The sequence below is a fragment of the Citrobacter sp. Awk 2 genome, assembly GCF_028069815.1.
Taxonomy (GTDB): Bacteria; Pseudomonadota; Gammaproteobacteria; order Enterobacterales; family Enterobacteriaceae; genus Citrobacter.
Genome location: NZ_JANEWL010000120.1, coordinates 1 through 12,884, shown reverse-complemented (window position 1 = coordinate 12,884; position 12,884 = coordinate 1). Strand labels below are relative to the sequence as shown.

The 12,884-nt window shown below is 51.0% G+C and carries 5 protein-coding genes; 3 read left to right on the top strand and 2 right to left on the bottom strand.

The genetic code is table 11. The features are described from left to right. The first annotated feature begins 176 nt into the window (after positions 1-176). The 3 genes from NNO02_RS20800 to NNO02_RS20790 all read left to right on the top strand — a co-directional run bounded on the left by NNO02_RS20800 (position 177) and on the right by NNO02_RS20790 (position 2,345). Positions 177-872 carry a flagellar brake protein gene (locus NNO02_RS20800; protein ID WP_271455621.1) on the top strand — a complete coding sequence of 232 codons (696 nt, stop codon included), beginning with the start codon at positions 177-179 and terminating at the stop codon, positions 870-872. A gap of 21 nt (positions 873-893) precedes the next feature. Then, entirely contained in the window at positions 894-1,475 is a 582-nt protein-coding gene (locus NNO02_RS20795; RefSeq protein WP_271455620.1) for a helix-turn-helix transcriptional regulator, read from the top strand. A 102-nt stretch (positions 1,476-1,577) separates the two neighbouring features. Then, the gene (locus NNO02_RS20790) at positions 1,578-2,345 is read left to right on the top strand and encodes a putative bifunctional diguanylate cyclase/phosphodiesterase (protein ID WP_271442689.1); all 768 of its coding nucleotides are present in this window, start codon (positions 1,578-1,580) and stop codon (positions 2,343-2,345) included. A gap of 144 nt (positions 2,346-2,489) precedes the next feature. On the opposite strand, the gene NNO02_RS20785 is transcribed toward NNO02_RS20790, so the two are convergent. Both NNO02_RS20785 and NNO02_RS20780 read right to left on the bottom strand, forming a co-directional pair. Further along, a complete protein-coding gene (locus tag NNO02_RS20785) occupies positions 2,490-11,834 on the bottom strand; it encodes an autotransporter outer membrane beta-barrel domain-containing protein (protein ID WP_271455619.1) in 9,345 nt (3,114 codons plus the stop codon). 195 nt (positions 11,835-12,029) lie between these two features. Next, positions 12,030-12,608: a LuxR C-terminal-related transcriptional regulator gene (locus NNO02_RS20780; protein WP_271455618.1), complete on the bottom strand. Its 579-nt coding sequence runs from the start codon at positions 12,606-12,608 to the stop codon at positions 12,030-12,032. Positions 12,609-12,884 lie beyond the last annotated feature (276 nt).

Sequence of the window (12,884 nt, the reverse complement as noted above, 5' to 3'; positions counted from 1 at the left end):
GTTTTTACGTATCAATAAATGACAAAAGATAGTTAAAAACTTAAGTTTTAATCAACTGTTCGACATGGAATCCACTATGGTAATTAGGCGCCAGGGGTGGATGCTGATCTCGCGTTTTTGTCTGTCATCAGACCGGGGCCGAGACATATCTTAAATATGGAAATAAGGGTTTTAGAATGAACTTTGGATTAGCAAAGGACAACAAGTTTGAGATCATCGCTATCCTTCGTGAAGAACTGCATAAGAAGACGAAGCTGGAAGTTTTATGTGAAAACACCAGTGTCATCACGCAGTTAGAAAGGATCGATTTCGAACGCTTTGTGGTCACCGGCCATGAAGACATCATTCCTGAAAAGATCCAATACTTTATCCTGCACAGTGACAGCGGGATTATAAAATTTAGCGCCAGATTTGAAGCAACCCCATCAACAGGTGCTGAGGCAGGATTATCCTACCTCATCCCGGATATGATTTTCTTTGCCCAACAGCGACAGAATCAGCGGTTTTCTTTTCTGAATGGGTTCGATTTTTTCTGTTTTGGTCGTTACAAAAACGGAGAGAACTACTCACTTAAGATTAAAAACATCTCTCAGGGTGGCTGTGCGTTAATCGCTAAAGATGTTAATGCCCGTTTTCTTTACAAGGATGCAGTGATTAAAAATGCTGCTCTGGATTTTGATATGTTCGGCAGTTTTCAGCTTGATTTAAAAGTCATTGATGTCGTCGCGATCAACGAATTTGATGAGGATAATCAGTTGTATTCCTGTCATCAGGTTTCTTGCGAGTTCGATTTTAAGAACCGTCGTGAAGAGGCTGAAGTTGAGAAAACCATTATTAAATTTTTAATGAGTAATAAAATTAGAAGCTTATAAGGAGCGGTGAACAGGATGTTGATGTGTGGCAGTGATAATTTTGTGGGCAACGGTATGTTTGCCTACCTGACAAGCAAACATGTGCCGATAAAAACATTCCAGTTTGAGGATATGTTGCAGCAGTCGTCATTATGCCAGCATCAGACAATGGTTTTTAATATCATTAACAATGAACAGCCGTGTTCCGCCATTGTGCAGTTTTTGAATAAAAACCGGTTCAAGTTTTATAATAGCGTCGTCGTCATCGTCGCTGATAGTTTGGTGGCGAAATTATGTGTTGAATTATTATACGTTGAAAAAACGATAGTATTGACTGAGAAATCCTCATTACGTGATTTTTCTCAGTTGGCAACGTTATCGGTCGGGAAATGGAATCCCCGACTGTATCGTTCGCAGAAAAGATTGACGGAAAGAGAACAACAAATCCTCAGTCTATTTGTAAGTGGTTATTCTGCCAAGGAAATTTCTGAGCTGGTTAGTCTGAACTATAAGACTATTCAGGCGCATAAAATGAGAGTTGTCGCCAAGCTGGGACTGGCTAATACCTCTGATCTGAATAAACTGATTGTCAGATTTACTCACAGCATGTCTTTTTTACCCTAACCTGGCTATTCTTTTCTGATGTAGCGCACTTAACAGCAGGTACAACTCGGGAGTGATTTTGACTGGTTTTTAATTTATATGATTTGTAGAGGGAGAGGGGGAATGTTTAATTCCGATGAGGTGCTCACCGCGCTTGAAAAGGCATTGAATACCAGTCAGCTTTATATGGTTTATCAGCCTATTTTTAATTTACATACCGAGTGTATTAGCGGGTTTGAAGCATTAATGCGGTGGAACAGTCCTCAGATGGGTATGATTTCTCCTGATGTGTTTATCACGTTACTGGAAGACAGTGGCAATATATTTTCAATTGAAGATATGGTTGCCAGCCCACCGTGGAATGTTGCGAGCGCCTGGCCTGAACCTCTTGTATTATCAGTAAATATTTCTGCGCTTGAATTCTGTGATCCTCTTTTACCTCAACGAATAAGACAAAACCTGGCCGCTTCCGGCCTTCCGGTTCATCGATGCCAGATTGAAGTAACGGAAACATCGCCGCTGTGTGACAGTCAAATAGCGGCGAAAAATATGACGGAACTGAAGGCAATAGGGGTCAAATTAGCGCTCGATGATTTTGGTACCGGGCACGCTAATCTTAATTATCTGCTGAAATATCCTTTTGATACCTTAAAAATTGATAAAGAGTTTGTCACCGAAATAGAGCCCGACACTAAATCGACAAGGATTATTGAGGGCATCATTTCTTTAGCGCACAATTTTGGTATTGAAGTCCTGGCCGAAGGGGTCGAAACCCAGTCTCAACTTGATCGCCTGACGCAGATTGGCTGCGACAAAATTCAAGGCTTCTTCATTTCTCCCCCGGTGTTGGCAGAAGAGATCCCTTCACTGTTAGCGCAATATAACCGTTAATCCCTCCTTATTTACGTTTCCCAATCCCTTGATTGTTCCGCGTTGCTGGTAAGTCTGTCAGCCTGATAAGCGTAGCGCATCAGGCGGCCCTGAACGGCAAAAAAAAGCCCCCTGTGAACAGGGGGCTTGCGAGGTTATGCCTGCTTAAAACGATTTCTTAAAGCCAATAGACGCATTGACCGGGGCTTCAACCTGCGATTTATTGCTGCCGTTGCTGAACTGTGTCCCCAGTTCGCCGTAGACCTGCAGATTACGATCGATAGACCACGACAGACCCGCTGCAACCTCGGTGCTGGAGTACTGCTGTGAAGATTCCAGTGTGGTGGTGGCGACCGCATTGCTGAAGTGCGTTTTATCTTTGGAACCCAGACCCTGCCAGACGTTTACCCGGCCGTACGGCTGGAACTTGCCATGGTTGGTGTCGTAGTCCGCGACCAGACGCACGCCCAGACGCGCGGTAAATGAATCGGCGGTGTCCATATTCACCCTCGTTTGGGTTACACCATCCAGCGTGCTGTTATCAAAGTCGCTGTACTGATAGATCAACTGGGCCTGCGGTTCAAGGCTCCAGGCGCTGGCACCTAAACGGAATGCTTTACCCACTTCAGTTGAGGCCGTCAGCGTATTGCCTTTGACGGTGTAAGAGCCGTTGTTACCCGATGCCGACAGGCGGGATTTATGGTTCCCGTACTGCAGCACGTTATCGACATACATACCGTCACCAGAGAACCAGGTGGCATAACCGCCAACGTAAAATGCGTTGTCGTCGATGTTGCCGCCTTTGCCGTTGCTGCCCGTTTTACTGCCTTTCACATTGCTGTCGATATCCAGAATGCTGGTGTACATACCGGCTTTCCAGCTTTCATTGGCGTACATATCGACGCCGACCTGAATACCCATGGTATGGGAGCTGGTTTGCGTACCGGCTGCATCATCCAGTTTGGTTTTACCGGAATAACCAATCATTCTCGCCCAGGCGCGATTGTCTTCATCAATACCCGGTTTAACCTCATCACCCATACGTTGGTGCATGTTGCCCAACAGACTGATGTCACCCTGGCGAACGACGCTGGCGAGACCGGAGTACAGCATGGTTTCCGGACGATATTCACTCCTCAGGTACCAGTTTTCGCCCTGACCCTGTGTATTCCCGGCGTGGAGCTGATACTCAAAGGCACCCGCAGCCATACGCTCAGCGACAAGATGGAAGGCATCCCGTGACGTTTGCGCCGTCGTCGTTGCGCCATTGAGCGCCGTGACCACTTCGATACCGTCACCCACGGTCGGTGCGCCGAGCCCGGAACCGTCGACATCCAGCAGCGTGCTTCCGCTGGCTTTACCGCCATCAATAATCAGTCGGTCGGCAATACCTGTGCCGCCGGCATTCTGCCGGGCAGCCATGTTGATAGTGCCTTGTTCGCCGCTGTAATCCCCTTTTACCGTTAAGGTTGTGCCAGGTTGCTGGCCGATAAGGGATACATCGCCACCGTTGCTCAGCCCGGCGACTGTCTGGTTATAACCCTGGGTATTCAGGGTGGTGCCCGCGACAACATAGTGGTGCGAGGCGGCACTCAGGGTGTTGGTATCACCGGCTTGCAATACCCCGCTGGTGATGAGTGTTGCACCGCTGTAGCTGTTTTGACCTTGCAGCTCCGTCGTACCATTACCGGTCTGATGCAGCTGGCCTGCACCACTGATGTTCCCGCTTAACGCTAGCGTATCGGCGCGATTAACGTTGAGCACGCCGTTATCAACGATGTCCCCTTCAATGCTACCTATCGTACCGCCGGTACCGAGCTGCAATACACCTTGTTCGATGGTGGTACCGCCGGTATAGGTGTTATCCAGTGTCAGCGTCAGTGAACCTTTACCGGTTTTGGTCAGTTGACCGTTACCTTCGACTTCCGTCAGCAGGGATACATCATGTCCGTTGGTGTCGAATGTCCCACCACCAGATTCCAGCGTAACCTGACGTGCGGTATCAAACGCTTCACCATACTTCAGCGTACCGCCGTTGAAGGTGATTCCGGTCTCTGCTGCGCCGAGGTTGGTATCGCCTGCAACCTGAAGCGTCCCTGAGGTGATAGTCGTACCGCCGCTGTAGGTGTTGTTGCCTGTCAGGATCAAGGTACCGAGGTCGCCTTTATTCAGACCACCGGTACCGCGGATCACGCTATCAATGGTTGCGGTGTAGTTGATACCATCGACCGTGCCATCGCCGACGCGAATTAAGGTATTGGCGGTATCGGTAGTGATGGCTTCACCGCCTACACGATAACCGTCGGTGGCGAATTGTGCGCCACTGATGATCACGTCGCCTTTGCTGTTATCGACGGTCACATTACCGGCTTCCCCCTGGAAGACGGCAAATGCGGCATCGGTAAACGGTGCGTTCAGCGCGCCTTCTGGCGTAGACTCATCCGTCGTCCAGTTGTCGTTCCCCTGGCTTGACTGCCAGATACCATCACCGCCGTTGATGACGCCGTTATTTTTCAGCTCGCCATTTTCACCACCGGTACCATCCCAGAAGCGCAGCGTCAGCCCGGCATGGTTGACCAGGTTGACCTGATTTTTCACCGACGTCTGCACGTACAGGCTGTCAGCCGCTTCCGGCGCGTTAGCAATATCCATCACATTGTTAGTCAATGTGCCGGTGTAGTTAATGACGCGATAGACGCCAACGTCAAAGCTACCGCCCGGTGAGGTTTCAATGTTGAGCTTACCGTCGAGCGTCAGATCGCCATTCACGTCAATCAAGTCGTTGAAAGCACCGCCCGGGGTATAAGCCTGTCCAAACTGATAATCCAGTTGGGCGTTATCGCTGAGCGTCAGAGAACCGGTAGTCAGTTTACCCACGCTATTGATGGCGGCACCGGCAGTAATGTGGCCGTTATCCTGCACATCAACCGCGCCGCCGATAATACCGTTTCCGCCGAGGGTGGCACCCGATTTCACTGTGACCTGTCCGGTAGAAGCAGATTGATTGCCGTTGACCAGCAACACACCCTCATTGACATCCGTGATACCGGTGTAGGTGTTGTCGCCTGTCAGGATTAACGTACCGTTACCCACTTTCACCAGGCTGCCGTCGTTGCCGCTGATAATGCCGCTGATGGTGTCAGGCTCCGGAAGCACCAGATTCCCCAGCGACAATTCTTTATTGCCCAGTTCGACATTACCCGCACCGGACAATGAACCGATGGAAGTCGCGCTGTTGACTGCGCTGACATCTACCAGACCGCCTGCAAGGTTTTCCACGCGAGTATTTTCTGCCATCGCCTCATCGGCCATGGTCATCAGCCCACTGTTGGTCACAATGGCATTCCCGCCGCTGGCATTGTCTTCCAGCGCCAGTGTGCTGTCTTTCGCCACGCTGACCGTCGCGTCACCGGCTGTTGCGTTGTTTGAGAGTACGGCTTTGGCTTTACCTGTCAGATTCAGTTTGGCACTGGCGGCGGTGACGGTATCTGCCAGCGTTAACAGGCTGTCGGCAATGTTCATGGTCAATGATTGCAGACGGGTATCTGCGCCGCTGACGTTAAGCGTTGCCCCATTATTAACCGTGATGGTGCTGCTCTCGTTGCTGCCGAATACCCCTGTTTTGCTGGCATTGACCGTCACATTGTTGCTATTACCGGTACCGGCAATTTCTGTGTCGCCTTTGTAGCTGTTGGCACGGTCGAGCGTCAGAGTACTGCCCGCATCGCTTGAGCTACTGGTGACTTTCAGTTTGCCATCACCGGTAATCTCGCCGGTCGGCGTGAAGTGGTGCGAATTGAGATCGAATACGGCCGCATTAGCATTGGCGCCCAGCTCAATGGTGCGATTGCTGGTCAAGTCCGCGCCCATTTGCAGCGTGGAGGCGTTGTTAATCGCCAAATCGGTGCCGCTCTGGCCGAGGTTGCTGTCAGAGGAGATCTGCAACGTACCGCCATCAATTCGCGTGCCGCCGCGATATGTGTTATCCCCGCTTAGGATCAGACGGCCGAGGTCGGTTTTCACCAGTGTCAGTTTGTCGTTGGTGCTGGCTTCACGAAGGATTGACTCAATGGTTGCCGTAAAGTTTTGTCCCGCACCACCGGCGCCTACGCGCAGCAACAGTTCACCGGTTCCCGGTGTCTGCCCCGCATGGGTGGCATTTTCTGTGGTGGCCCAGGCGTTAAGTGCATCGCCTTTTACGACGTAACCATCGGCATCAAACTGCGCACCAGAGAAGTTGACGTCACCTGCAGCGTTATCCACGGTAACAGTGCCACCCTGGGTGGTGAACACGGCGAAGGATTTCTGCGCCCACGGGGCGTTGCCCTCGCCGGTCGCTGTCGTCCAGTTGTTGTCACCCTGAGCACCGATCGCCATCCATTTACCATCGCCACCGTCAATCTTGCTGTTGCCTTCGATGCCCGTTAAGCCGTGGTTCTGGCTGGTGGTTGCGCCATCCCAGAATTGCAGGGTCACGCCATTGGCATTTACCAGGTTGACCTGTTTGTCGATAGAGGTCTGGACAAAAATGTTGCTCTTATCCTGAGTGTCCGGTACCGCACCTAACTCCAGCGTCTGGTTATTCAGCGTACCGCCGTAGTTATAAATACGGTACACACCAGGACCGAAATTCCCGCCCGATGACGTGGTGACATCCAGTGTCCCGTCCAGTTGCAGATCGCCTTTGACGTTGATCAGGTCATTCAGACTACCGCCCGGTGTGTAGGCCTGGCCCAGCTCGAAGGCGGACGTCGTTTTGCTGCCAAGCTGCAGATTACCGTTAATGGATAACGTACCCGCACCGCCGTCACCAGCGCTAATCGTTGTGGCATCGTTCATCAACACGTTGCCGCCGATAATGCCATTACCACCCAGAGTGGATGTGCCGCTGACGGTGGTTGCGCCACGTGCCGCGCTTTGATCGCCATTCACCAACAGCGTGCCGTGGGTGACCGTTGTGTCGCCGGTATAGATGTTGTTGCCGGCCAGACGGGTAATGCCGCCACCTATTTGCTGCAGTGCACCGGTACCGGAAATAACGCCGTTCAGCAGGACGTCGTTGGCGCGATTAATTACCAGTATGCCGTTATCGATGATGTCAGAAACGTCGCTGACTTCACCCGTATTTCCGCCGGAACCTAACTGCAACGTACCTGTTTGCTCAATGGTGGTAGAGCCTTTGTAGCTGTTGTTGGCGGTAAATACCGTGGTACCGCCTGCCGCACGTTCGAACTTCCCGTCGCCGCTGATAGTACCGTTATAGATTTGCGCTGCGGTGTTATCACCCTGGGTATCAAAGATGACCCGGCTGTCTGGGCCTTGAGTCGTCACATCGTAATCAGCAATCGTTGCCGCGGTGCTGGTGGATTCACCGTGATCGCCTGTACGCAGCGTTGCACCGCCGGTAACGGCAATGGTTTGGCTGGCCAGTTCCAGACGGTCGACAATACGCATATCCGCCTTTTGACCGCTAATCGTCAGTGAATCCCACCCCGTGCCGATGTTGGTGCCGGTGGTCAGGTTATCGCCGCTCAGGCTGCCAATTTTTGCACTGAGGCCGTGTGTATCGGTGAAGGTGAGGGCGTTGCCGCTACCTGCTTTCGTAGTGATGTGGCGGGTCTCATTCAGTTCAACGTCGCCAATATTGGCTTTATTGTTACCGCTGGCCCCCGCGAAATTCACTTCGCCCGCAAAAGAGCCACTACGCCAGTTAAAGGTATCAGTGCCTTCACCCGTGTTGATCACGCCACTGGTCGTGCCTTTACTGATATCAATCGTGTCATTGCCCTTGCCCGATTCGATAGCCACCGCTGTGTCGGTCAGGGCCTGAAGGGTACCGGTGTTGGTAATGGTTTTATTACTGTCGCCGCTGGCGTCAATCACTGGAGCCGTGGTGCTGGCTGAGACAATTTTTCCGCTGTTGGTCAACGCGCTGACGTTTTTCGCGATGATGGCAGAGCCACCGGCGGCGTTTCGCACATTGATATCGGCACTGGTAGTGACTTTACCGTTTGTGTTGGCGCGAATACCGCTGCCTTCGCTATTCAGTACCTCAATGGTATAGCCTTTACCGATGGCCAGGTTACCCGTTGTCGCGCTCCCGTCGTGCTGCTCAAAAGCGAAGCCGGTACCTTTACCATTGACGTTCAGGATGTTATCAAGCCCATCTTTCATGTTCAGGGCAACGCTGGTGCGGATCCCCGCGCCGTCGTTGGCATCGATGGTCACATTTTGCAGAGTGATATTAGTGTTGTTCGCATCGTTTTGAATGCCTGCGCCCGTGCCATCAGCACGGATCTTCACATGCTGCGCTGACAGGTCGCCGGCTTTATCTGCCAGACGAATGCCATCGGCGGTGCCGTTGGTGGTAATGCTGTCGCCACTAATGCCGTTAATCTGCAGGCTGGCCCCTTCCGTCAGCAATACGCCAGCGGTGCCATCATCAACCTTAACCTGGCCCAGTTGATTAATTTGCGCACTGGCACCCGACGCGCGAACGCCGATACCGTTGCTGACATGCAGAGCGGAGGCGGATTTATTGGTCAGACTCCCGCCTTGTTGAACGTCCACGCCGATACTATCGACGCTGGCAAGATTGATACTCGATTCGCTATCGAGGATCAGGTTACCCAGATTTCTCGCTATATAGGCAATCACTTCATTGCCACTGGCTTCAGAGGTGATCTTCGCGTTTGAGGTAAGCGTCGTGCTGGTGGCATTGTCCTGATTGCGACCATTGAGCTGATGCGCCTGGCCATCAACCACCCCGGCAACGGTACGTTCACCGGTTAAATTAATGGTGGTTTTGTCGCTGATATTACCGCTGGCGCCGCCTTCGATGACCAGCGCTGCGGAATCGCTACCCTGCACGGTAAATGTGGCTTCACCAGTATCGACTTTACTGCCTGCGCCGGTAGCGAGAACGCCAACAGAGTTTTTGCCGCTTAAGGTGAGATCAAGGTTAGATTGGGTCGGGCTCTGCGGATCGTTGGGGTCGCCGGACAACAATGCACCATTGGCAATACGGAAAATGGTGGTACGTTCTTTACCGTTGTCATTCATCACCGCCTGACCAATATTGGCGGTAGCGCCTTCCCCATACAGATAATAGCCAATCTGATCGGTGTTGTTGAACACCGGGCTGCTCAGGTTGTCGACGTTAGCAATGGCGTTATCACGTACGTGCACGCCGATATTCCCGACCTTGTCCAATATGATGTTGGAATAGACGTTGACTGTCGCCTGTCCGTTGGTGCCACCTTCAGCCCAGACTGCATAGTTACGATCGTTGATGCCACCCGTACCATCTACGATAATGGAACCTGTATCGCTGGTGGTCACTGCGGCGTTCTTTTTGTTGGCGCTGACGTGGATCCCCACGTTATTCGTGCCGTTGACGTTAATCTTGCCGTCGTTTCTGATTTGCTGATTATTTTCCGCGCCGCTGTCACGCACGGAGATACCGTAGTTCTTGCTGTTTCCCGCATCCCCATTACCGTTGATGACGATGTTGCCCGTATTCAGTACGTTGCCGGTTGCGTTGCCGATCAAAATTCCTGCCGCGTTACGGACACCGGTGCCCAAGGTGATGAGACCGTTGTTAATAACCTCTTGGGTGCTTTTGGTCATAATCCCGGCGCTCAGGCTGGCACCACCGGGCATGATGACATCCTGGGTCAGGTTACTTGCGTCACGCCCCAGGTAAATAGCGGCATCGGCACTGTTGGTAAAGGTCGCATTTCCCGCAACTTCCACGCCAAAGGCGGTGCCGTCACCGTAAGACGCACCGTTTTTACGTCCGTCGACGACGTTAATATTGCCGTTATTGACGCCTTTTGCCTCGCCGGACAACTGCATACCAATGGCCAGCGTCAGCGAAGCATCCGGGACATCTTTGCTCCAGGGATCGGCGGCAGATGCGGTGCCGAAGTTATCGGTGGTGATCGCCTGATTGATGGTGCCTTCGTTGGTGACAACACTGGTACCTTGTCCCTGCATACCGAATGCGCCGTAGCTGTTGACGTTTTGATTACCGTCTTTATCAATGAACAGACCTGAGTTGATAGTCCCGTGGTTGGTTGCCTCGGCGTTTAGCGCCAACATGCCAATCGCCAGGCTTTGCCCACCAGAACTGCGTAGCGCGTTCAGCTCGCCAAGGTTGTTGATAACCCCGCCGTCTATGGCTTTCATGACGCCATTAATACTGCCGTCAACGGCGATTATCGCCCCTTTGTTCAGGGTGCCGGTAGTGCCAGCGCCGTTGGCATAAATGGCATGCAACTCACCGCTCGCGGCAGTGGCGTTGTTGATATGTGACTCGCCATCGGTCCAGACTTTGTAGTCCCAGGTGAGTTCGTCAGACGGCTGACTGGAATGAATTAAGCTATCGATATACCCGGCATACTTTGCTTGTGCTGCTGTAACGGTTGTGACCTCTTTAGCATCCAGCCACAATTGGATTTGGCTGACCTTATCCCCATTGGCATTTTCTGCGGCGTCGTCACTTCTGCCCAACAGGAAGTCGTTAAAATCGGCCAACTCCTGCGTACTGGTAATGGTGAATGTGCGCACCCCGGTTTCGATAACCTTGCCATCTGCGTCATAGCCATAAGTCATCAGCGACACATCATCGCCAAAGACAGAGGTTTGCTTTGAGCCGGTGAACGTTTGTGTGGGGACCACGGGTGCTGCGTTAAATTTTATATAGTTGTCAGACTGCCAGTTTACCTGGCTGTTGGTGCCTTGTGCTTCCAGTAAGGAGGAGTCTTTGGCCAGTAACTCGATGGTATTGGCTTTGTCGCGTACATGGAGCGTGTCATTACCTATATTCAGGTTGGCCGTGGCGCCATGGGTTGCCAGTGCGATACCAAACTGCTTATAGATTTCAGACTTGGTTGCATCATAAGTATTTAAGACGGAATCGCCGACTTGCGATTTAGTAAGAAAACTACTTAACACATTGGTATCAAAGACCTTAATGGTTTCGGATCCGTCCGGGAATGCCGGGTCAACCACCTTGAAGTTTTCGCTTTGAGAAGGCTCAGCCGATTGGTTATACGTCAGGTATTCCGCCAGCTCTTCAGGTTTGGTGATTGTTTTGGCACCCTGGCCTGGGCTGGTGGCCTGCAGCGTGATTTTGCCTGTTCGCAGTAACTCACTGATGGTGGTTGATTCTACAACGCCGCTTTGACCGGGATTAATCGTCGGGATTGCGCCGCTGATATTGAGTTCCTGACTGGCGGTATTATTTTCATATAAGAAGCCGTAGTCGTGGGGAGCCTGATAAACGTCCGCAGAAATACCGTTCTGGAAGTCGTCAGAAATATTTCGCTCGCCCGTCGCGGTAATCTGCGCCGCTGAAGCCATCATCGTAGCGCCACTTAATGCGCTGGCTGCCAGTACCGCAACAGTTTTACGGGAACTGCTTTTCTTCTTACCTCTGGTTAATTCAGAGACGACAACCCAGATACCGAGTGCCGCGTTCCAAATAATGCTGTAAACCTTATTCATATATAACCCTCGTCTACATTCCTGTTATGTATGTGTTAATACGTTGAGTTGTTGGCTATGGTTGGCACGCGGATGTGCTACCCGGTATGTCGGTTTTCGAAAACAGTGATCCCTTCCGGGCTATGCGGAATTAAAAAACGAGCCGAAAGAAAATCTTTAATAATTAACCGTGATTACTATCCTTAAATAAGTCAGTTACGGCTGGCTATAGTGAGAAATGGTGTACTTGAGCCGGGTATTACTTTTACCCAGCTTTCTGGCAATGTTGCTTTTGTACGCCCCGATTGTTTTTTCACTTTTTTGCGATACGCCGGCGATTTGTGTCAGTGACCACCCCCGGGCTAGCATCATCATCACATTGAATTCGTTGGTCGTTATTTTTATCTGTAGTTCTTTGATATTGCTTAGCTTTTTGTTGTTTGTGATACAGGTGATTGTTTGCAATAGCTGATCAAGGCTGGTGTCCTGATCGAGGAACTGCAGAGCCATTCCGCAAACAGTTTGAAAAATAGAAAAAGTGGCTTCATCGGCTAACACGATGATCGTTGTGGATGGTCGTATAGCCATATTGCGGATAATCCTGGCATATTTTAAAAAATCTGATTTGTCAGGATTAATAATGATGCAATCCGTTTCATGAGATAGCGTTTGGACGGCAGAAAGCGTCTGGGAGGAATGGTACGCGATATCAATATATAATGATGAGCCACGTAGGATTTCTCGCATGCCTAGCCAGGGGTAAATTGAGTCACCCAAAAAAATAGCTTTAGACATAACGATCTCCTTGAAATTTTGGTGCAAGCAGTCGCCTCTTTTTTTAGTTAAAAAAGAGTTTCTCGCGATGCATGAAATGTTAATTAATTCTCGTATGCCCTAAATAATTCCAGTTGCAGGAAGTCCGGGGAGTGAATTCCCAGGCACACAGATACGATGTGGCTGAGGTGAACTAACGCAGCCAACGCATAGGCAACTTGAAATATGACGGGTATATTTCGCTCTTTGCTTTGAACGCATCCTTATTTATTCGGATATCAACAGATATTATCTGTC